This is a genomic window from Methanolobus vulcani, assembly GCF_900100715.1.
In the GTDB taxonomy this organism is placed as follows: Archaea; Halobacteriota; Methanosarcinia; order Methanosarcinales; family Methanosarcinaceae; genus Methanolobus; species Methanolobus vulcani.
This window is the reverse complement of sequence record NZ_FNCA01000003.1, coordinates 62,934-84,092: the sequence shown is the minus strand read 5'-3', so window position 1 is coordinate 84,092 and position 21,159 is coordinate 62,934. Positions and strand designations below refer to the sequence as shown.

19 protein-coding genes are annotated in these 21,159 nt (G+C 40.7%); 13 read left to right on the top strand and 6 right to left on the bottom strand.

Going from position 1 to position 21,159, the window contains the following annotated elements; translation table 11 throughout:
- Window positions 1–115 precede the first annotated feature (115 nt).
- Together BLP52_RS05310 and BLP52_RS05305 are read left to right on the top strand one after the other, a co-directional pair.
- The gene (locus BLP52_RS05310) at window positions 116–2,215 is read left to right on the top strand and encodes an acetate--CoA ligase family protein (protein WP_091709363.1); all 2,100 of its coding nucleotides are present in this window, start codon (window positions 116–118) and stop codon (window positions 2,213–2,215) included.
- A gap of 13 nt (window positions 2,216–2,228) precedes the next feature.
- A complete protein-coding gene (locus tag BLP52_RS05305) occupies window positions 2,229–3,308 on the top strand; it encodes a phosphotransacetylase family protein (RefSeq protein ID WP_091709674.1) in 1,080 nt (359 codons plus the stop codon).
- Window positions 3,309–3,384: 76 nt separating this feature from the next.
- On the opposite strand, the gene acs is transcribed toward BLP52_RS05305, so the two are convergent.
- Together acs and BLP52_RS05295 are read right to left on the bottom strand one after the other, a co-directional pair.
- Window positions 3,385–5,328, bottom strand: a complete 1,944-nt coding sequence (gene acs / locus BLP52_RS05300) for an acetate--CoA ligase (protein WP_091709362.1) — start codon at window positions 5,326–5,328, stop codon at window positions 3,385–3,387.
- Between the two features lie 164 nt (window positions 5,329–5,492).
- Window positions 5,493–6,056 carry a flavodoxin family protein gene (locus BLP52_RS05295; RefSeq protein WP_091709360.1) on the bottom strand — a complete coding sequence of 188 codons (564 nt, stop codon included), beginning with the start codon at window positions 6,054–6,056 and terminating at the stop codon, window positions 5,493–5,495.
- 193 nt (window positions 6,057–6,249) lie between these two features.
- Between BLP52_RS05295 and BLP52_RS05290 the strand changes: the two genes are divergently transcribed.
- Window positions 6,250–7,485, top strand: a complete 1,236-nt coding sequence (locus BLP52_RS05290; RefSeq protein ID WP_238380750.1) for a phosphoglycerate kinase — start codon at window positions 6,250–6,252, stop codon at window positions 7,483–7,485.
- Window positions 7,486–7,537: 52 nt separating this feature from the next.
- On the top strand, window positions 7,538–8,173 hold the full coding sequence (locus BLP52_RS05285; protein WP_394328629.1) for a TIGR00296 family protein: 636 nt from the start codon (window positions 7,538–7,540) through the stop codon (window positions 8,171–8,173).
- 50 nt (window positions 8,174–8,223) lie between these two features.
- Here BLP52_RS05285 and BLP52_RS05280 read toward each other — a convergent pair whose 3' ends face one another.
- The 4 genes from BLP52_RS05280 to BLP52_RS05265 all read right to left on the bottom strand — a co-directional run bounded on the left by BLP52_RS05280 (window position 8,224) and on the right by BLP52_RS05265 (window position 10,570).
- Window positions 8,224–8,652 carry a nucleoside 2-deoxyribosyltransferase gene (locus tag BLP52_RS05280; protein ID WP_091709357.1) on the bottom strand — a complete coding sequence of 143 codons (429 nt, stop codon included), beginning with the start codon at window positions 8,650–8,652 and terminating at the stop codon, window positions 8,224–8,226.
- Between the two features lie 94 nt (window positions 8,653–8,746).
- Complete coding sequence (locus tag BLP52_RS05275) at window positions 8,747–9,376, bottom strand: GbsR/MarR family transcriptional regulator (RefSeq protein ID WP_091709355.1); 630 nt, start codon at window positions 9,374–9,376, stop codon at window positions 8,747–8,749.
- Window positions 9,377–9,950: 574 nt separating this feature from the next.
- Window positions 9,951–10,235, bottom strand: a complete 285-nt coding sequence (locus BLP52_RS05270) for a carboxymuconolactone decarboxylase family protein (protein WP_091709353.1) — start codon at window positions 10,233–10,235, stop codon at window positions 9,951–9,953.
- On the bottom strand, window positions 10,235–10,570 hold the full coding sequence (locus BLP52_RS05265; protein WP_091709351.1) for a winged helix-turn-helix domain-containing protein: 336 nt from the start codon (window positions 10,568–10,570) through the stop codon (window positions 10,235–10,237). The genes BLP52_RS05270 and BLP52_RS05265 overlap by 1 nt, the downstream gene beginning before the upstream one ends.
- A gap of 157 nt (window positions 10,571–10,727) precedes the next feature.
- Here BLP52_RS05265 and BLP52_RS05260 point away from each other — a divergent pair, with 157 nt between their 5' ends.
- The 9 genes from BLP52_RS05260 to BLP52_RS05220 all read left to right on the top strand — a co-directional run bounded on the left by BLP52_RS05260 (window position 10,728) and on the right by BLP52_RS05220 (window position 20,918).
- Window positions 10,728–11,912 (top strand): PQQ-dependent sugar dehydrogenase, encoded by a 1,185-nt coding sequence (locus BLP52_RS05260; RefSeq protein WP_162272938.1) that lies wholly within the window; start codon window positions 10,728–10,730, stop codon window positions 11,910–11,912.
- 151 nt (window positions 11,913–12,063) lie between these two features.
- Window positions 12,064–15,447, top strand: coding sequence for a PAS domain S-box protein (locus tag BLP52_RS05255; RefSeq protein ID WP_091709348.1), 3,384 nt, complete (start codon window positions 12,064–12,066; stop codon window positions 15,445–15,447).
- A gap of 132 nt (window positions 15,448–15,579) precedes the next feature.
- Entirely contained in the window at window positions 15,580–16,632 is a 1,053-nt protein-coding gene (locus tag BLP52_RS05250; protein WP_091709672.1) for a GTP-binding protein, read from the top strand.
- A 138-nt stretch (window positions 16,633–16,770) separates the two neighbouring features.
- Complete coding sequence (locus tag BLP52_RS05245; protein WP_091709346.1) at window positions 16,771–17,169, top strand: cupin domain-containing protein; 399 nt, start codon at window positions 16,771–16,773, stop codon at window positions 17,167–17,169.
- Between the two features lie 62 nt (window positions 17,170–17,231).
- A complete protein-coding gene (locus BLP52_RS05240; RefSeq protein WP_091709671.1) occupies window positions 17,232–17,780 on the top strand; it encodes a ferredoxin domain-containing protein in 549 nt (182 codons plus the stop codon).
- 177 nt (window positions 17,781–17,957) lie between these two features.
- A complete protein-coding gene (locus BLP52_RS05235; RefSeq protein ID WP_091709344.1) occupies window positions 17,958–18,404 on the top strand; it encodes an arsenate reductase ArsC in 447 nt (148 codons plus the stop codon).
- A 58-nt stretch (window positions 18,405–18,462) separates the two neighbouring features.
- Window positions 18,463–18,936 (top strand): arsenate reductase ArsC, encoded by a 474-nt coding sequence (locus tag BLP52_RS05230; protein ID WP_238380733.1) that lies wholly within the window; start codon window positions 18,463–18,465, stop codon window positions 18,934–18,936.
- A gap of 86 nt (window positions 18,937–19,022) precedes the next feature.
- A complete protein-coding gene (gene arsB / locus BLP52_RS05225; protein ID WP_091709342.1) occupies window positions 19,023–20,204 on the top strand; it encodes an ACR3 family arsenite efflux transporter in 1,182 nt (393 codons plus the stop codon).
- Between the two features lie 255 nt (window positions 20,205–20,459).
- On the top strand, window positions 20,460–20,918 hold the full coding sequence (locus tag BLP52_RS05220; RefSeq protein WP_091709340.1) for a hypothetical protein: 459 nt from the start codon (window positions 20,460–20,462) through the stop codon (window positions 20,916–20,918).
- Window positions 20,919–21,159 lie beyond the last annotated feature (241 nt).

Below are 21,159 nucleotides of genomic sequence, written 5' to 3'. Positions count from 1 at the left end.
TTATAGGGAGATTTCCAATTTAACGCAAAATCTCTTTTTCTTTTCACTTTCTCCCTTAATTTTATCTATTATTGAACATTATTAATAAAAAGGGAATAAACACAGGGAGAAATACATGCTCGAGAAAATGTTCAATCCTGATTCTGTAGCCGTTATCGGTGCATCCAGGAAAGAAGGTAAAGTAGGGAGGGCAGTGCTTGAAAACCTCATGCAGAATAGCAAACTCACCATCATACCTATCAATCCTAATGTCGATGAAATACTGGGACTTCCGTGTTATCATAATATACTGGACGTTCCGGCTGAAACCAAGGTAGACCTTGCAATAGTCGTGGTTCCAGCAAAGTTTGTGCCCGGCTCTATTGATGAGTGCGGCAGAGCCGGCGTTGGAAATGTCATTGTCATATCTGCCGGTTTTAAGGAAGCTGGCATTGAAGGTGCACGTCTTGAACGCGAATGTATAGCATTATGTGAAAAATATGGAATAAACCTTATAGGTCCGAATTGTCTTGGTATAATTGATACTGCTTCAGGACTTAACGCATCATTTGCAGCCAATATGGCATATGAAGGAAACATAGCCATGATGTCCCAGTCGGGTGCGATATGTACGGTTACTCTTGACTGGGCTGAAAGAATTGGCGTTGGTTTTTCCAAATTCATAAGCCTTGGAAATAAAGCAGTACTTGCAGAAAATGATTTTTTACAGCTTTTTGAGACAGATTCTACAACAGCAGTTATTGCAGCATATCTTGAAGGTGTAAAAGACGGTCCGGAATTCATAAAGATTGCAGAGCGTGTATCACGTTCAAAACCAATTGTCATTGTAAAATCGGGACGAACCTCAGTTGGTTCTAAAGCAGTTTCATCACACACCGGTACACTTGCAGGTTCGGATGCTGCATATAATGCAGCTTTTAAGCAGGGTGGTGTCCTGCGTGCAGATTCACTTGAGGAAATGCTTGATTACAGCCGTGCATTTTCAGTTTGTCCTCTGCCGGAAGGCAGGAACATTGCCATTATCACTAATGCTGGTGGTCTTGGTATCCTGACAGCAGATGCATGTTATAATTCAGGTCTTTCAATCGCTTCATTTGAAGAGAAAACAGTGGAAAGATTAAGAGAGAAATTACCACCAGCATCAAATTTCTACGACCCGGTTGATGTGCTCGGAGATGCAGGTGCCGACCTTTACGAACATGCTCTTGATGTTGTCATGGATGATATAAACGTAAACGGTATCATAGTTCTTGTTTCACCACAGTCAATGACAGACGTTCCGGGAATAGCGGAAAAAGTCGCAGCAAAGATCAAGGATTCTAAAAAGCCGATACTCTGCAATTTTGCAGGTGGAAGTAGAATTGCAGCAGGTGAGGAAATTCTCAACAAATATGGGATACCAAATTACTCATCTGCAGAAAGGGCAGTTGCAAGTATGAATGCTCTGTGCAACTATTATACGATAAGGAATCACAAACGTGGTGAGCCTGCAGAGATTAAAGCTGACAAAGAGTATGCCCAATCGTTTATAGATTCTGCTTCTGAGAATAAAAGAAGAATGCATGGTCTGGAATCAATGGATATACTGAAAGCATACGATATTCCGGTTGTTGATGCAAGAATAGCAAAAACACTTCCAGATGCGGTCAAAGCAGCAGAAGACATGGGATATCCCATTGTTATGAAAATCCTGTCACCTGACATCTCACATAAGAGTGATGTGGGTGGTATCCGTTTGAACCTCAAGCATGCAGATGACGTGGAACGTGCTTATAATTCGATGATGTCGGATGTGAGGCATTACATGCCCGATGCCACTATTACAGGTGTTCAGCTCCAGAAGATGATCAGCGGAGGAAAAGAGGTCATCATTGGAATGGACAGGGATCCGCAATTTGGTCCACTGTTGATGTTCGGACTTGGAGGAACTTATGTTGAGTTCCTGAAAGATGTTTCGTTTGCAGTTGCTCCTATCACAGAGGCTGAGGCGAAGCACATGGTGTCGTCAATTAAGACTTATCCGTTAATTGCAGGTGTAAGGGGTGAGGCAGCATCGGATATCGACTCAATAGTTAAGACTCTGCTTAAGGTGTCACAGCTAGTTACGGATTTTCCGGAAATATTAGAATTTGAAATTAATCCTTTAATGGTAATGCCTGAAGGTCAGGGATGTGTTGCAATGGATATCAGGTTCACACTGAACCTGAATGAGTAAGGAGATGGTAAGTATGGCTTCAATATTGGTTAGTTCATCAGAAGAGTACTCTGGTAAGAGCTCTATATGTATGGGTCTGGGTAAAATATTCCAGGAAAACACTTTGAAAATCGGTTACATGAAACCTGTTGGAAATCTCCTGATCGATGTGGATGGTTCACTTACGGATGAAGATTCTGAAGGTATTAAGAGATTACTGGGAATTGAAGACCCTGCAAAATATGTAACTCCTATCCATCTTACTGATAGTCTCATAGACGATGCTCTCAAAGGTGTTGAGAAAGATCTTGATAAAAGACTTTCAGATGCATATTCTGTGATCTCAAAAGACAAAGATGTAATATTCGTTGAGGGCACCGGTTGTATCGGTGGCGGTTCAATGTACGGTCTTTCAGACCCTGAAGTGGCATCTAAACTCGGAATCCCAATGCTGCTTGTCACACGCTTTGATTCTATATCTGCAATTGACAGAATACTATGTGACGTGCGTATTGTAGGGGATAAAGCAACTCTTACAGGTGTGATACTCAACGAAGTTCCACGCAATATGGAAGACAGGGTTACTGAGATAGTTGTTCCTTTCCTTGAGCGTAAAGGCATAAAGGTTTTTGGAGTTATCTACGAAGACCATACTCTACGTTCGGTATTCATTTCTGAGATCGTGGAAGACCTGCATGCCGAGGTTCTTGTAGCTCCTGATAAACTGGACCAGCTTGTTGAGAACTACCTTGTAGGCGCAATGGAAGTCGGCTCTGCAATCAAATACTTCAGACGTCAGCCAAACAGCGTTGTTATCACCGGTGGTGACAGGGCAGATATACAGATGGCAGCCATTGATTCAAGAGTGAAATGTCTCATTCTTACTGGTAATATGCGTCCAAGTGGTGCTGTTCTTGCAAGTGCAGAGGAAGCAGGAATCCCTGTTATCCTGGTGCGTGGTGATACCATGAACACAATTGAAAGAATGGAAAACCTGATTGGTCATGCTCATATAAAACAGCAGGTAAAGCTCGACAGGGTCACTGAGCTTTTGAGAAATCATCTGGACATAAATGCTATTGCAGAAAGTATCGGCATTGAATTAAATGAATAAAGGAGATGTGTTCTCCTTTTACCATTACTATTTATTCTGAATATTAATTTTGAATTCTAATATTCGATTTTGCAATTTAACCATCAAGCAACTTTGTTTTTTGTTTTAGTACCTGAACTACATCAGGATCTTGCAGGGTTGTAAGATCTCCAGGGTCTTTTTCATTTGCAATTGCTTTAAGCACTCTTCTCATAATCTTGCCACTTCTTGTTTTTGGCAGGTCATCGGCAAAGATTATCTGTTTAGGGCGGGCAAAAGGACCAATATTCCTTTCAACATAGGTTATGAGCTCTTTCTTGATGTCTTCACTTTCCTCAACCCCTGTTCTGAGAGTTACGTAACAGTAGATTACTTCACCTCTGATCTCATCTTCCTTTCCTACAACTCCTGCTTCAGCTACTGAAGGATGTGACACCATTATGCTTTCAAACTCAGCACTTCCGATACGATGGCCTGAAACTTTAATGACATCATCCACACGGCCTATTATCCAGAAGTAGCCATCATCGTCTCTTTTTGCACCATCACCTGCAAAGTAGGTCTTATTGTCCCATTTGCTCCAGTAAGTTTCTATGAATCGTTCTTCATTTCCAAACACAGTGCGTACCATACTTGGCCACGGATTAAGGATAGCAAGATAACCATCCTCTCCAGGTGCAGTCTCGTTTCCTTTCTCATCAAGGACTGCTGCTTTAATTCCAGGGAATGCCATTGTGGCACTTCCTGGTTTTGTTGTTGTTATTCCGGGAAGTGCGGATATCATTATCATTCCGGTCTCGGTCTGCCACCATGTATCGACCACCGGACATTTTCCAAGTCCTATATTTTCATGATACCACAACCATGCACCCGGGTTTATAGGTTCACCCACAGAACCTATCAGCCTGAGTGTGGATATATCATGCATCTGAGGCCATGAAGGTCCCCATTTCATGAATGTTCTGATGGCTGTTGGGGCGGTGTAAAGTATCGTTACCTTATGTCTTTCAATAATATCCCAGTACCTGTCCTTATCAGGATAATCAGGCGCTCCTTCGTAAGTTACAAGGGTAGTACCGTTGGCCAGTGGTCCGTAAACAATGTATGAGTGTCCTGTTATCCATCCACAATCCGCAGTACACCAGTAGATATCATCTTCTTTCAGGTCGAAGATAAATTTGCTTGTTGTTTGGGTTGCAACCATGTATCCGCCGGTTGTATGGACAATTCCCTTTGGTTTTCCTGTAGTACCGCTGGTGTACATCAAAAAGAGCATATCCTCTGAATCCATTATCTCGGGTTCACAGGAAGTATCCGCTCCTTCCATGACATCATGCCACCAGAGGTCTCTTCCATCTTTCATCTGAATATCATTGTTCTGGTGTTTGACAACAACTACTTTGTCCACAATTCCGCAGGAACGGATTCCGTCGTCTACCTTGTTCTTTTGCTCAACAACTTTTCCACGACGTGAGTATCCGTCACAGGTTACAAGGATCCGGCTATTGGCATTTCCAATCCTGGTCGCAAGTGATTCCCCGGAGAACGCTGCAAAAACAACACTATGCGGTGCTCCAATACGTGCGCATGCCAGCATAGAAATGATGACCTGAGGTATCATCGGAAGGTATATTGTAACAATATCTCCTTTTTTCACTCCGAGGTCTTTGAGAACGTTTGCAAATTTACAGACCTCCTCAAGCAGTTCTTTATATGTATATTTGAGAATCTCCCCACTCTCGGATTCCCAGATAAGAGCATTCTTATCTGCCCTTTCCTTTAGATTCACATCAAGACAATTGTAGCAGGCATTGAGTTTTCCTCCAACGAACCACTTTGAATGCGGAGGTTCCCATTCCAGGACTTTTTCCCATTTGCTATACCACTCAATGTTCTCTGCATTCTTTTCCCAGAACTTTTCCGGGTTTTCATCAGCTATTCTGTAAATATCAGGATCATTGACATTTGCGCTTTTGGCGAAATCTTCCGGTGCTTTGAACAGAGCTCCGCTTTTTTGAGATTGGTCTGATTTTTCTCCCATGGTAACACCCACATGGACAAATAAATCCTATATTTGTCCTTAAAATAAGATTGTATGAATTTGTTTATATGGTTTGTTGTAGGCTGATGAGAAATCATTCATAATAAATTGAAATGACAAATTGTAAATTAATATAGATTGACTAAAGATGTGAAGAAAATATTTCATTTCTTCATCATTTCAAGTACATCACAGACTTTGTTGATCGTATCAATTGCTGTTTTCATGCCTTCATCATCTTCGGCAGCAGGTTTCTGGAGAATTCCACCGAAGTGTCCGCCGTCACCGACAACTATCATTCCATGGATGTGCATCCACTCGTGAATGGTCTGTATTGTTTTTTCCTGGCCACCATTTCTTGAACCGCCGATTGCCATTGCTGCACCAAGTTTGTTGCTGAGCTTGAATCCCTGTCTTCTGTGAACAACGCTTCTGTCACAAAGTGCTTTGAGCTGTGCTGTCATGGTTCCGAAATAGACCGGGGAAGAAACAACGATTGCATCTGCTTCTACAAGCTTGTCATAGACTGGTTGCATATCATCATCAATTACGCATTTTTCTCCCTTTGCGCAAACTCCACATGCAGTACATGGAGCTACTTTTGATTCTGAGAGAAATACAGCATCAGTTTCAAAACCTCTTTCACTTGCGATCTCAAGCACTTTCTTTATCAAAGTGTCATTATTCTGGCCAACTTTTGGGCTTCCTGATATTCCAAGTATCTTCATATGATCACCACTTTGCAATAGAAGGCAAGCAATATTAGTTTTTGGCTGATTTGCTTTATAGAAAAGATATAATAAGATTAGTTCATTATGACAAAAAATTAGACAACATGTGTCATTTATATACTTACATAGACTTATTTACTCTATATATTATATTGATCAGGTCATTCAGGTTAAAAGAAGCGGTGATGGAATTTTGACTAGCAGGGACTATCTTACTATTGATGATTTTGATATAGACGGTAAAACCATACTTGTGCGGGTGGACCTAAACACTCCAATGGATACTGAAGATAATATTCTCGATGATATGAGAATAAAAAGCCATATACCTACTATAAAGGACCTTGAGGATGCAAAGGTTGTACTCATGGCTCACCAGAGCCGTGCAGGTAAAAAAGATTTCACAACTATGAAACCGCATTCTCAGCTGATGTCTCAATATCTTGGTAAAGAAGTAAAGTATGTGGACGACATTTTTGGAACACATGCACGTTCTTCTATTGCTTCCATGAAAAAAGGCGATGTGATTTTACTTGAGAACGTTAGGTTCTATTCTGAAGAAAGTATAACAAGGCCTGCAATCGAACATTCAGGTACACATATGGTAAGAAAACTGTCTCCTTTGATCGATATTTTCCTTAATGACGCTTTTGCTGTTTCCCACAGAAGTCATCTTTCCATCATGGGCTTTACTGAAACTCTTCCAACTGGTGCAGGACGCGTCATGGAGAAAGAGATCTCATCCCTTGACAGAGGAGTAAAAGGTGGTGAGAGGCCATGTATCTTTGTACTTGGCGGAGCAAAGGTTGATGATTCCCTGACAGTTGCTGAGAATGTGCTCAGTAATGGTGGTGCTGACAAAGTGCTTGTTACTGGTGTTGTTGCAAATGTGATGCTTGCAGCATCAGGTGTGGACATTGGTTCTACAAATCTTGATTTTATTGAATCACAGGGTTATACTGAGCAGATAGAAAGAGGAAAAGAGATACTTGGCAAATTTAATGGCAAGATTGGACTTCCTGTTGATGTTGCATTTAATGATGGTGGAAAAAGGATTGAAGCTCTTGTGAGTGAGTTGCCTGACGGAAATCTTCCGATAAATGATATTGGTCTTGAGACAATTGTTGCTTTTTCTGATGAAATAAAAGCTGCAAAGACAGTGGTCCTTAATGGTCCTGCAGGTCTTTCAGAAGTTGAGCCATTTGCTCTTGGTACTCATGAGATTATAAAAGCTGCTGTGCAGTCTGAATATTCTATTGCAGGTGGTGGTCACATTTCAGCAGAAGTAAGAAACCTTGGTTACGAAGAGAAATTCTCTCACCTCAGTACTGGTGGCGGGGCCTGCATTGATTACCTTGCAGGGGCAGAGTTGCCGGGAATTGAAGCTCTTAAGGCTGCAGCCACTCGATACAGACTTAACAGATAAGAACTAAATTAATTTGCTGATGATAAAAGGTCAGCAAAAAGGAGTCTTATTTATGAGTGAAGGGGTAAAATTGCTTTCAGATACCGAAGGTCAGGCAGCTGTTCAGCTTGCCAGGGATGCCATTGAATTGTATTTACGAACAGGCGAGATGATGGATGGTTCGGAGATTCAGCTTCCTGCTATATTCAATGAAGTAAGAGGTGTTTTTGTAACCTTGACCAAAAATCACGATCTGCGTGGTTGTATTGGTCATCCGTATGCTGATTCATCATTAAGGCACGCAATTACAGATTCAGCTCTCTCTGCAGCACTCCGTGACCCAAGATTCCCTCCGGTGAAAAAGGAGGAAATGGAGGACATAACTGTGGAAGTAACTATACTCACAAAACCTGAGCTTGTAGATGTTCCGCCAAAGGACCTGCCATCATCTATTAAGATCGGCAGACATGGACTGATCGTTAAAAGTGGTTACAGGCAGGGTCTGCTATTACCGCAGGTGGCTCCGGAAAACGATTTTGATGAAATAGAGTTCCTGAATCATACATGTATAAAAGCAGGTCTGCCACATGATGCATGGGTTACAGGTGCTGAAGTTTATGCTTTTGAAGGTCAGATATTTACAGAATCTGAACCTCGTGGCGAAGTTACAGAAAAAGATTTCAAGGAAGGATCATGTTCAGGTAAATGATCGATTACCTGACATGAAATTTTATTGCAAAATAATTTTTTATTCATTTTCTAAAGGTAGTTCTCAAGCACTTTGAGTATGGAATCCACATCTCTTTCAAGTGCTTCAACTGCCATTTCCATCATCAAATTGACGATTCCTTCATCACCAAAAGTCCTGAAGTCGGTCTTAAGTCCAAGTACCGGAATTCCTTTTGCATAGGCATAACCCATTTCCCATGCTGTTCCTGAATCCACATCGCTGCCACCATCCAGCACTGCCAGTACAATGTCTGAGTTATCAATTCCCCGAACATCGTTGTCAAAGATAGTTTTCTGCCTGTCCTCCATACGGCTTGATTCGGTGTCATTACCATCCTCCTGTGGCAGGAATACAGAGAACCCCATCTCAATCAGTTTGTCCCTGAGCAGTACGTTAAAATCCCTCTCCGCCTGTGAAAAAAGTGGTCCTGCTAAGTATATCTGTTTTTTTCCATCCATTAATTATTCCATCCATTTAATTTAAGAGAAATCTATAATTGACTACCTGATTAATAACAGTGTTGTAAGCGGGGTGAAAATAATGTATGGTGGTCTACTCTTCATCGGTATCGATGTTTTCCATTTCGTCAAGGAAATTTTCGACAATTGATTCGAGTTTCAGTATCTGCCTGTAATAACGGGTAACTATTTCCAGTTCACTGGCAGTTTTATCTGATCCGTCACGCTCGTATTTTTCGATGATATCCGGTAATATTTTTTTAGACGGAAGGATCACATTGTCGTATTTCATTCGCAGTGCCTGTGCACCGATAGCTGCAAGATTCTTATCAAGGAAAAAGAAAGCTTTTTTTGAGCCTGGTTTTTTGAATCTTTTTATAATATGGAACTGTGAGAGGTTCTTCATAGCTGTGCTGACAGCAGACAAACTGTATCCGGTCTCAATGGATATCTCTTCAAGTGACATTTCTTCAGGTTCTATGAAGAGCACTCCGACAATTCTTGAAGATATCTCGTCAAAACCCTCTGACTTTAAATTCTCTACTATAAGTTCCGTAAATTCCTGCTTAGGGCTTTCCGGATCAGAAGGTATCCAGGATACAGCTCTGGTTTCCCTTTTCGTATTCGGATAGAGCAAAGAACATTGTTCTCTTGTATTGCATCCTCTTTCATCGTCCGAATGCAGAGATGTTACATTTGCTGTTTTTTTTTCGTTATCATCCATGGAACTGCCTCAATATCGAAATTGCCGGATATTCGAATATGTGCGAAAATACGATATTTTAGTCATGAATTCCATGCCTATAATGTTTTCTATGAAAAAAGTACTGGAACTCGCTAATTTCGGCTCTGTAGAAATCCTGATCATATGAATTATACAGTCTTTGCCATATTTTATTTCCACAAAACAATTGGCAATCAGAAAACAAAGCAACCATCCGCCGAAAGCGGCACATTCCCATGCTGCTGTGCAGAGTATTAGTCATAAGATCATTACATTAATATTAATAATTCTACAGAAGTCCTGAGACGAAAGTATTTGAGAGTATTATGCAAATCATTTTGTTTTGTTTTGTGGGAAAACGCCGGCTTTGCCAGGCCCTCCGGGATAACTTCAGTTATCCATGAACCAAGAGGAAATGATTTGCTGCTTGCTTTTAAGTTTTAATCGCAGGATTTCTACAGAGTCCTAATTTCAGTATTCTATAGTAGCTTGTTCCCGATCAGAATTGTTGAAAGCTGATTGAGAAATGGAAAAAAGAAATTGCTTTCCTCCTTCCATAACTTCGTTTAATCTGTTATTCGTCGATAGCCTTCCACATATAGTTAAGACCCGAACTCATTCTTATCAGTGAAGCTACAAGTATTGCTTCATTGATTTCCTCGTCCGAAATTCCTGCATCCATTGCACGCTTTTTGTTAGCTGAAAAACATGCATCACAACCAACGGCAACAGCACTTGCAATTAAAAGGAGTTTCTTGGTTCTGCTGTCTATTGCTCCATCTTCCATAATGGTTTTTTTCATGGCCGAGAAGCCGATCTTCCTGTCAATTTCGTCAATTTTTTCCTGGTCGTTCATCATTATGTCTCCTCTACATTCTCAAGAAAAGCTTCTCCTCTAGGCGATATCTGGTACATGAGCGGCTCACTGTCCACAACTCTGTCTACGTAAAGTGCGTTTTCCAGCATTTCAACATGAAACTTGGTCATAGAGCTATTGAGGTTCAGGCTATTCCTTATCTCTTCTATGCAAAGTGGACAGCCATTGAGCATTTTGAGAATCTTACGACGTGTCGGGTTTTGCATCGTCTGCAGTCCTATCTTATGATCTTCAGTCGGATTTGCCTTCAGTCTTCCTTCTTTCTCCAGCCTGTTAAGCCATTCATGTTTTTTTGTTGAGTTTTCTTTTTCACTCATCTGACCACCGGTTTATATTCTAAGTTATCAAAATTTCAGTAATTACAGAAAGTTATAAAACTTTAATTTATTTAATTTTATGGGTCTGGTTGTATTATCCGGGACCGGCTTGCAAAAACTTTTATTTCCTTGGTTCCAATTATTAACAGGGGTTGTGATGTCACGATTATTATCAAGTCAGAGGGTTTGGTGGATAGCTTTTGTTTTCATATCAATTCTTGTAATTCTTGTCCTGTCTGCCAATTATCTGGGTGTTCGTCCAACAGTTACAGGTTCAGGAGTGGAAGGAATCACTTTACCTGAAGGTTTTGTTATCGATGTCTATGCTGAGGATCTTGGAAGCACCCTGCTTTCTTTCGGTGGCCCTTCACCAGGTCCTCGCATGATGATGATAAAAGATGGTCTGCTTTTTGTCTCAATACCGAACAAAGGAATGATAGCTATTCTGCCTGACAGGAACGATGACAATGTTGCCGATAAGTTGCAGGTTTTCATTCAGGACCTTGATTATCCGCATGGAATTGACTATTATGATGGCTGGTATTACATTGCAGAGGAAAGTCGTGTCATTCGAGTTAGGGATGATGATGAAGATCTTGTAGCTGATAATGGTAGTATTGAAGTGCTGATAGACAATCTTCCTACAGGAGGTCATTATACAAGGACCGTCAAAGTTCATGATGGTGAACTTTACCTGAGTATGGGCTCTTCATGTAATGTCTGTGACGAGTCCAATAAAATGAGAGCAGCTATATCAAAGAGTGACCTTGACGGAAGTAACCTTACAGTATTTGCAAGTGGACTTCGAAATTCAGTAGGTCTTGCATTCCACCCTGTAACAGGAGAGTTATATGCAACTGAGAACGGAAGGGACTGGCTTGGTGACAACACTCCGCCTGACGAGATCAACCTGATAGTTGAAGGCGGAAATTACGGATGGCCGGATTGCTATGGCAAGAATATCTTTGACACTGATTTCAACAATAGTGAGTACATCGGAAACCCCTGTAATGACAGTGGCAGGATACCAAGTTTGATTGACCTTCAGGCTCATTCCGCACCACTTGGACTAACATTCTACGATGGTGACATGTTCCCTGAAAAGTATCAGGGTGACCTGTTCGTGTGTTTCCACGGCTCATGGAACCGTCAGGAACCCACAGGATACAAGATAGTCAATATTGATATGGACACTCTTCAGGTCAATGATTTTGCAACCGGATGGCTCAAGGCAGCAACAATAAGCGGCAGACCTGTTGATGTTATAGTTGCAGATGATGGTTCGCTTTTTGTTAGTGATGACAATGCCGGAAAGATATACAGGATACACTATGCAGACTGAAAAAAGGAACTACTTAAATATAAGAGTTGGATACAGTTATAGTGAACTAATTTATGTTGTTCTCATAACAACATTACATTCATATTCACATTAGCGGGGTTATATTATTACTATACAGAGTATCCGGTCAGATATTAATTTTAGAGAGGATATGATACAGGGTAATTCATTTTCCCTGCTCTATGACACCACAGAGCAACTTGTGGATATAGTTGCTTCCTTTTTTGATGCTGGGCTAAAAAACAATGAGTGCTGTCTCTGGGGTGTAGCAGGGCAACTTGATACTGAAAATGTGAAAAACCTTCTCAGGGATTCAGGACTTGATGTTGACAGGTATGTTGAGAGCGGACAGTTGATACTTTCGCAGTGTAATGAATGCTACATTGCCGGAGAAGGTGCAGTTTCTGACATGGATCTTCTGAAATGGGAAGAGATATACAATATTGCAATGTATGAAGGTTACAATGGTCTGCGGATCGTTGACAAATTCACAATTGTAGATGGTGATTCCTGGGACAGCTTTGTGGAATATGAGAAAAAGGCCATGGACCTTATCAGGGCAAAAAAGATCACAGGTCTTTTTGCATTTCTCCTTGAGGCACGTTCAAGAATGGAAATGATCGAACTTATCAGTATGCATGACGGGACAATTATTGAGAAGAATGGCAAGTGGACCCTGCTTCAGAGTTCATCGTCCTGCAAGACTGTTAGTAGGAGTCAGTATTTCAGAGATGAGATCCTTGAAAATGTCTGGACAGGTTTCTGGGCTGTTGATGAGAATGACAAGATCGTCTTTTTCAACAAGGGTATGGAGTCTATATCCGGCTTATCAAAAAGTGATGTATGCGGGAAGAGACTAACTAATTTCATACCACAAAGCATTGGGGGCGATGACCCCGGATTTGCAGATGTTTTTCAGGCTGTGAAAGAAGATCTGCAATCAAGAAGTTATGACGTTTTTCCATTTGTAAAACCGGACGGTCAGTTCATTTATCATAGTGGTTTCCTGCTTCCTCTCACAGATGACAAGGGAAATTACAGCGGTATGATAGGTACTATAGGTAAGCTTGTGGAGCAGACCATCGATCATGAAACACTGCGTGATAAGTTCAAATCCATAGAAAAACTGGAAGATATATACAGAAAAAGTCCTGTTGTTGCATTCCTGTGGAGTGCAGAGGATGACTGGCCTGTTGCTTTTGTTTCAGAGAATATTTCCCAGTTTGGCTATACTCCAGAGGACCTGATCTCCGGTAAAATGAATTACGGAGACATCATCCATCCTGGTGACCTGGATCATGTACGCACCGATGTATCGGAGCTTGAAGTTCAGGGCAAGATGTTCTTCTCAAAGGAATACCGCCTAATGACAAAATCCGGCAAGGTTCGCTGGGTTACGGAAAGGTCACACCTTATCAGGGATGAAAAAGGTGATCCTGCTTACTATCAGGGAATAATCATAGATGTTACGGAAAGGAAAAAAGCAGAAGAAACCGCTCTTGCTTCTGAGAAGAAATATCGTCTTATTTTTGAGAATTCCCCTCTTGGAATTTTTCATTTCAATGAAAAAGGAATCATTACTCACTGCAACGAAAAGTTCCTGGAAATAATGGCGCTGAAAAGCAAGGAAGATATCATTGGATTCGATCTTGGAGCCTCAATTATAGATAAAGATATGAAAAAAGCAGTTGATGACGCTCTTTCAAGAAAGCAGGGTTTCTTTGAAGGAGAATATCATACAGTTTCCACAGATATTACAATCTATATAAAAGCATATTACAGTCCAAATATTGCAGAAGATGGCAGTTTCCTCGGTGGCATAGGTGTTTTTGAGGATATCTCTGAGAAAAAAAAAGCAGAAGATGCTGTTCTTGAAGCGGAGAAGAAATACCGCCTTATATTTGAGAACTCTCCGGTCGGGATCTTTCATTTCAATGAAGAGGGCATTGTATCTCACTGTAATGAAAAGTTCCTTCAGATAATAGGAGTCGAAAACAAGGATAAGGTAATTGGTTTTAACATGGTGACCCAGATACACGATGAGGATATGAAAAAGGCAATTTCGGATGTCCTGTCAAGAAAAAGCGGTCATTTTGAAGGCAAATATCATACTGTCATCAGTGGCAAAGACCTTTATCTCAAAGCTGATTTTAGTCCTAACCTTGCAGACGATGGAACTCTGCTTGGAGGCATTGGTATCTATGGCGATGTTTCTATTCGTAAAAGAGCAGAGGAGGCTTTACGTCTTGATGAATCACGTCTTGAAGCATTACTGAAGATAAGTCATGTCACAGATCTCTCTCTCAGTGGTGTTGCAGACTTTGTACAGGAAGAGGCTGTAAGGTTGACCCAGAGTAAGATCGGTTATCTTGCTTTCCTCAATGAAACAGCTACAAAGCTCATAATTTATTCATGGTCACAAAGCATCATGGACAAATGTAAGGTGAAGGGAAAGAAGCTGGAGTACACTATTGAAGAAACAGGTCTCTGGGGAGAACCAATCAGGCAGAAAAAAGCTGTAATTGTAAATGATTTCGCTGCTCCCAATCCGTTAAAACATGGTTACCCTAAAGGTCATATAAGGCTCAGACGTTACATGAGTATTCCAATATTTGATGGAAAGAAAATAGTAGGTGTTGCTGGTGTTGGAAACAAGGATGATGACTACGATAAGACTGATGTAAGGCAACTAACACTGTTCATGGAAGGCATGTGGAAACTTATCCAGCGCCAGAAATCAGAAGATACTTTACGTGAGTATGCCAATGAACTCTCCAAAGTCAATGAGGAACTTTCAAAGACAAACGAAGAACTTTCACAGGCAAACGAGGAATTGAAGTCCCTTGACAGGATGAAGGATGATTTCCTCTCAAATGTCAGCCATGAGTTCAAGACTCCGCTGACATCTATTCAGGGATATAGTCAGCTCATTTCGGACGGAACACTGGGTGAGGTTAACGAGCAGCAGCAAAAAGCTGTTGAAACTGTTCTCAGGAACTCGGAACGTCTTCGCAGACTTGTAGACTCTTTATTGTATCTAAGCCGTGCTCAGTCCGGCAAGCTGAATTATTCTTTTGAAAAGTTTTCTATCAAGGACATACTTGAACATTCGGTTCAGGATCTTGCACTTCAGGCTGCAAGTAAGAATATAGAACTTGTAACTGATATTCCGTCCGACCTGCCACAACTTGTTCTTGATCGCGATAAAATGATGGATGTATTTGTGAACCTGATCGACAATGCTGTTAAGTTTACTCATGATGGTGGAAAAGTTACAGTTTCAGCACATGTTTCCGAAGGTTCGATGTATATGGATGTAGAGGATACAGGTATCGGAATTCCTGAAGATAAGATTCCAATGCTTTTCCAGCGTTTCTATCAGGTTGATTCTTCTGTGAAGAGAAGATACGGCGGTACCGGACTTGGTCTTTATATCTGTAAGAAGATAGTTGAAGACCATAAAGGTGACATTTACGTCAGCAGTGAAGAGGGTAAAGGAACAACAGTTCATGTTCGTCTTCCTCTTGAACAATGAATCTCTTTGAAATCCTGCATCACGGACTATTTTCAAAAAGCTTTTAGTTTAGTAGTCGGATTTATGGGTATATTTGCTTTTGGACCCACACTAATTACAGGCAATATTAAGATATTATGTTATGGTGAAAAAATGAAAGTCATAATCATAGGCGGTTTTCTTGGCAGTGGCAAAACAACTACGTTAAGGAATCTTGGAAAACATCTAATTGATAAAGGTCACAAGATAGCCATAATTGTCAATGAAGTTGGTGAGGTTGGAGTGGACGGTGAGACCATTTCAAGCAGCGGTCTTGTGACAAAGGAACTCACAAGTGGTTGCATATGTTGTTCACTCAAGGTAAGTATGGAGTTTACTCTGGATACTCTTATCGAGGATTATAATCCTGATGTTGTTATCATCGAACCTACCGGAATTGCATTCCCGCTTCAGATAAAGGAGCACATTGAACTTATGGATCTTGGCGAACTTTCCTTTGCTCCGGTTGTTACAATTATTGATGCCAGCAGGTTTGGTGCTGAATGGAAGCAGATCCCAAAGTTCATCGAGAACCAGATAAAAGAGTCTGAGATAGTTTGTATCAATAAGATCGATCTTGTTGACAGGGAAACAATAGCTTCCTCAACTCAGAAGGCACTGGAAATAAATCCTGATGCTATTGTTGTTGAGTTCTCTGCAAAGAATGCCGATGATAAGTTTGAGAGGTTCATGGACCTGCTTACCGGTGAAAGTGATCTTCATCAGGAACGTGAGGACATGAACTCCATGGAAGTTTCAGGTGTTGGAAGCTATGCAGGTGAGTATTCCATTACTTCCAATGGCAAAGATGTTGACAGGATTACATCTATGCTTGTTCATATGCTTGTGGATATTAAGGAGAAGGTAAAGGAACAGAATCCTGATTTTGTGGGTCATGTAAAGATAAGTTTCAAATCATCCTCTGGTCTTGTCAAGGGCAGCCTGACATCTTCAGATGGTGAACCCGTGGTTGAGATCCTTGATGAGAAAGGAAATGGGGATGAACATATCAAGTTCCTTAGTGCTGTTACCAAGGTTGAGAAAGAAAAACTTGTGAAGATTGTGGACAGTTGCATCCAGGCTAATCTCAAAAAGGAAGCTGTGGAGTTTGAAAAGACCCATTCTCATGTTCATGATGAACCTAATTTCCTGAGTCTTAATCTTTGATCTTTCGTTTTTTTAGTGTGAACGATAATCGGTTTGATAGATTTTTTCTACAACCTTTCGTTCTCACATTCATTAATATATTCTTATTTAAATATTGGTACATGTGAGTTTATATCCAATTAACTCCTATTATTTAGCATGAAAGGATTTTCTATCAATATCGAAGAGGCTACTCTGGAAAATACCAATTTCCGCAAGGTTCTCTACACATCAAAGCACAGCCAGCTTGTACTTATGAGTCTTAAGCCCATGGAAGAAATAGGAATGGAAGTTCATGAGGAAAACGACCAGTTCTTCCGTTTTGAAAGCGGACAGGGCAAATGCATAATTGATGGTAATGAGTATGAACTTGGTGACGGTGTTGCAGTAGTAGTACCGGCAGGTGCACAGCACAACGTTGTCAACACCTCAAAAACAGAGGAACTTAAATTGTATACCATCTATTCCCCGGCACACCACAAGGATGGAATCGTACGTTCCACGAAGGAAGAAGCCGAGGCAAATGAAGCGGAATTTGATGGAAAGACAACAGAGTAGGTTCTGAAAAGGTCGAATCAGAATCCTCAATGAATATATACAATCAAAACATTTCTTCTTTTATGAAACAGAATCCTGAACTTGAAGTGGTTGAATCGCTTGGAAATACTATTCTTGTGGCTGCGAGGACTGCACCGAAAGGTAAAGGTATCGATGATATAGTGACCTATATTTTCGATGATGACGAGAAAATGGAGCTTGCTGATAAGATGGTGGAACTCAGTAAGATCAAAGGTCTGAAATTCCTGATACGCGATGCTCAGAATGTCAGGGATGCTGATTGTTTGTTGATAATTGGTCTGAAACCTTCAGGTGTAAGTTCACTTAATTGCGGGGCATGTGGATTTGAGACCTGTGCTGATATGGTTATGCACAAAAAAGTAAAGGTTGAATTCACAGGTCCTCACTGTATGATCAAGTATATGGATCTGGGAATTGCAGTAGGCTGCGCTGCTGCCAGGGCAAAGGACCTGTGCATAGATAACAGGATTCTCTATTCTGCGGGAGCAGCTGCATGTTATTCAGGAATGATCGATGCAGATGTTGCAATGGCAATGCCGCTGAGTGTTAAGGGTAAGAACATCTTCTTTGACAGGCCATCCACACGGTGAATGGCCGGTTGGCAATCTACTAGATAGTCGAAGCAGTTTCTTCTATCTTACTATTTTTTTCTTTTTCTTTTATTTCATATATTATGTATCATAGAAAGTTGATATGTGCTTCTAACTATACCCTCTATAATCTATATAGAGTAACTTTATATCATGGACTGTTGACAACTCTACTACATGGTGTCTGACAAAAATAAAATCAATGTTCTTTTTATTTGTATTCGTAACAGTGGCAGAAGCCAGATTGCCGAAGCTTATCTGAAAAAAATTGGCGGTGAAAGGTTTGAGGTTGAAAGTGCAGGCTACAAACCAGAACCAATAAATTCTCTGGTGCTGAAAGTTATGGAAGAGGATGGCTTTGACCTGAGTGGGAGCAAACCTCAGTCAGCATGGAACCTTTTCAAAGAGGGAAAATTGTACCAGTATATAATCACGGTATGTGACAGGGCACATGAAGAAGAATGCCCGCTTTTCCCAAAACCATTTCTTCAACTTCACTGGCCTTATCCGGATCCTGAAACCTTTACTGGTTCTGAAGAAGAAAAACAGGAACAGGCACGTAAGCTCAGGGATTCAATAAAGAAAAGAATTGAACAATTTGTGGAAGACATTAACAATTCATAAATCCAGTTTATTTTCATATCAATGAGTTTTATGAGCCTGGATTTGAAGGATTCCGGAGGTGGAAATTATAGAAAAGCAGAATAAAATGAAGATCCTTTTTGTGTGCTACCACAATTCTGCAAGATCACAGATGGCTGAAGGGTTAATGAAGTCTATCTATGGTGATAGTTATGAGGTATACAGCGCAGGTGTGGAAACAACTGCTGTTGACCCTCGTGCTATTCAGGTAATGCGGGAGATTGATATTGATATTTCAGGTCAGCGTTCAAAAACAATGAGTGAATATAAGGATGTTGTATTTGATGTCCTTGTAACCGTTTGTGATAAAGCTAAACAGGCATGTCCTGTTTGCAACACACCGGAACTTGTAGGTGTAAATGTCAGAAATGATCAGCCACAGGCGAAAAAGTTGATGCACAGGACTTTTAAGGACCCTGCAGGAGCTACAGGTTCAGATGCCGAGCAACTTGAATTTTTCAGGCAGATACGGGATGAGATTAAGGACTGGATTGTTATGGTTTTTGGTAAATAGCTTTGTATATTTTCTGGCACCGACGTGGTACCATTTATATATGCTTGTAAAGAGATATGTTATTGGGAATATTGGGGTAATATTTCGTGGCTACAAAAGCATGTATAACTAAACAACCTCAAGGGCTGGCTTTCTTTGAAAAATATCTTCCTTTATGGGTAATTCTCTGTATAATTGCCGGGATATTTCTTGGAAAATTAGCACCCGAAGTTGCTCTGTATCTTGACAGTCTTTCAATTTATGTAGAGGGAGCACCGGTTGTTTCAATTCCGATTGCTATTTGCCTGTTCTTTATGATGTATCCTATTATGGTGAAGATCGATTTCGGGGAAGTTGTCAAGGCCAGCCAGAATCTGAAACCTGTCGGTCTTACTCTGTTCATTAACTGGGCTATAAAACCATTCACAATGTATGCTATCTCTCTCTTCTTCCTTGGAACACTGTTCCTCGGTTTCATAGGTCCTGAAGCAACTGACCTCGTAAAGATGCCGTTCGGACTTGACCTGCCTGTTGGTGCAAGTTATGGTGTAGGTACTGTCGTACTCCACGAAGGTGTGAAAATGCTTGAGGTTCCGTTGTGGAGAAGTTACCTTGCAGGATGCATCCTTCTGGGAATCGCTCCGTGTACTGCAATGGTGCTTGTATGGGGATATCTGGCACGCGGAAATGACTGTCACACACTTGTTATGGTTGCGATAAACTCCCTGACAATGCTTTTCCTCTATGGTCCTCTTGGAGGTTTCCTGCTTGGAGTTGGAAAACTTCCTGTTCCATGGCAAGCGCTGGCATTGTCCATAGGAATATATGTTGCACTTCCGCTTGCAGCAGGTTATATTTCCAGAAAAATGATAATCAGGACAAAAGGCGAGGAATGGTTCAATACAAGTTTTGTCCATTTGCTGACACCGATAACAATAACAGCCCTTCTTATAACACTGATATTGCTTTTTAGTTTCAAGGGTGAGACTATTCTGGCACAGCCGCTAACAATACTGTGGATAGCCATACCACTTTTCATCCAGACAGTGTTCATCTTTACACTTGGATATGTTCTTGCGAAGCTGCTTAAACTTAGTTATGAGGATGCTGCTCCCTCGGCAATGATTGGTGCATCAAACCACTTTGAGGTAGCTATTGCAACAGCAACCATTCTTTTTGGTCTGTCTTCCGGTACAGCGCTGGCAACTGTTGTAAGTGTTCTTATCGAAGTTCCTGTTATGCTGATGCTTGTGAGGATATGCCTGAGAACCAAAGGATGGTTTAGCTGAACATTCCTTCCTAATTGTCATAGTCTCTGATAACTATTTTTCACAGGATGTTGTTTCTGTTTTATAGAATAATGAAGTGTTCAATTTGTCTATTTTTGTTTATAACAGTTGACTTATTTTTAATTATACTGTAAAAAAGTATGGCTAGATTTATTACGTATGTGTGTATAAATAATAAATATAGAATTTGCATATTTCCTGATATGAAGTTTTCAGGTATGTGTTGTAAACAATAAATAGGAATGGAGTAAGCGGATGAAAAAAATAATAGTTATTTTAATGCTGCTGATGTCAATGATGATGCCGGTTGCCAGTGCTGACATCGTTACTGATCTTAAGGCTGATGTAGCCGAATATAATGCGAATGTGGCTGCTGTCCCATCTTATCTTGTAACTCTTCTGGGTGATGAGACCATTAAACTTGTAATAGTCGATGATGACGGAGATAAGGTCTACATAAAAGCCATTACAGAGGGTGCCAAAATCACAACATTTGAAGAAGTAGATGGAGATGAGGATTTTGGTGCGACCATGGTTGTCGGTGCCAATGCATTCACTGTAAGGTCAGTTCTCAGGTCATCTGATCCGTTGACAGAGTTCATCGCAGCAAAAGACAACGGTGAGATAGTTGTGGAACCTGTGGGTATTACAAGTACTGTGAAATATACCGTTGCCAGTGTAGTAATGGACGTAACGTCATTGTTTGGATTTTAAGATTGATTTTTGAGGGTGGTTTTTTTAACCATTCTTTGTTTTCTGTTTTTTGGAGCGTTTTTTAGAATCCGAACTTCCTATTAGTCAGCATAATAGGAAATTAATTTCCACACCTTCTACCGATTCAACAAAATCCGAGATTGCATATAAACAAAAAAGAGATTTAATAGCGGTTGTTGGAAGTTTTTCTTTTATGGGTGGTTCGGGAAGCTTCCATGTAACAGAATAGCTTCCAAGGCAG

Excerpts from the sequence above, each read along its gene's own strand:
- BLP52_RS05310 (WP_091709363.1), top strand. The coding sequence starts at position 116 with ATGCTCGAGAAAATGTTCAATCCTGATTCTGTAGCCGTTATCGGTGCA.
- BLP52_RS05305 (WP_091709674.1), top strand. The coding sequence starts at position 2,229 with ATGGCTTCAATATTGGTTAGTTCATCAGAAGAGTACTCTGGTAAGAGC.
- acs (WP_091709362.1), bottom strand. The coding sequence starts at position 5,328 with ATGGGAGAAAAATCAGACCAATCTCAAAAAAGCGGAGCTCTGTTCAAA.
- BLP52_RS05295 (WP_091709360.1), bottom strand. The coding sequence starts at position 6,056 with ATGAAGATACTTGGAATATCAGGAAGCCCAAAAGTTGGCCAGAATAAT.
- BLP52_RS05285 (WP_394328629.1), top strand. The coding sequence starts at position 7,538 with ATGAGTGAAGGGGTAAAATTGCTTTCAGATACCGAAGGTCAGGCAGCT.
- BLP52_RS05280 (WP_091709357.1), bottom strand. The coding sequence starts at position 8,652 with ATGGATGGAAAAAAACAGATATACTTAGCAGGACCACTTTTTTCACAG.
- BLP52_RS05275 (WP_091709355.1), bottom strand. The coding sequence starts at position 9,376 with ATGGATGATAACGAAAAAAAAACAGCAAATGTAACATCTCTGCATTCG.
- BLP52_RS05270 (WP_091709353.1), bottom strand. The coding sequence starts at position 10,235 with ATGATGAACGACCAGGAAAAAATTGACGAAATTGACAGGAAGATCGGC.
- BLP52_RS05265 (WP_091709351.1), bottom strand. The coding sequence starts at position 10,570 with ATGAGTGAAAAAGAAAACTCAACAAAAAAACATGAATGGCTTAACAGG.
- BLP52_RS05260 (WP_162272938.1), top strand. The coding sequence starts at position 10,728 with ATGTCACGATTATTATCAAGTCAGAGGGTTTGGTGGATAGCTTTTGTT.
- BLP52_RS05255 (WP_091709348.1), top strand. The coding sequence starts at position 12,064 with ATGATACAGGGTAATTCATTTTCCCTGCTCTATGACACCACAGAGCAA.
- BLP52_RS05250 (WP_091709672.1), top strand. The coding sequence starts at position 15,580 with ATGAAAGTCATAATCATAGGCGGTTTTCTTGGCAGTGGCAAAACAACT.
- BLP52_RS05245 (WP_091709346.1), top strand. The coding sequence starts at position 16,771 with ATGAAAGGATTTTCTATCAATATCGAAGAGGCTACTCTGGAAAATACC.
- BLP52_RS05240 (WP_091709671.1), top strand. The coding sequence starts at position 17,232 with ATGAAACAGAATCCTGAACTTGAAGTGGTTGAATCGCTTGGAAATACT.
- BLP52_RS05235 (WP_091709344.1), top strand. The coding sequence starts at position 17,958 with ATGGTGTCTGACAAAAATAAAATCAATGTTCTTTTTATTTGTATTCGT.
- BLP52_RS05220 (WP_091709340.1), top strand. The coding sequence starts at position 20,460 with ATGAAAAAAATAATAGTTATTTTAATGCTGCTGATGTCAATGATGATG.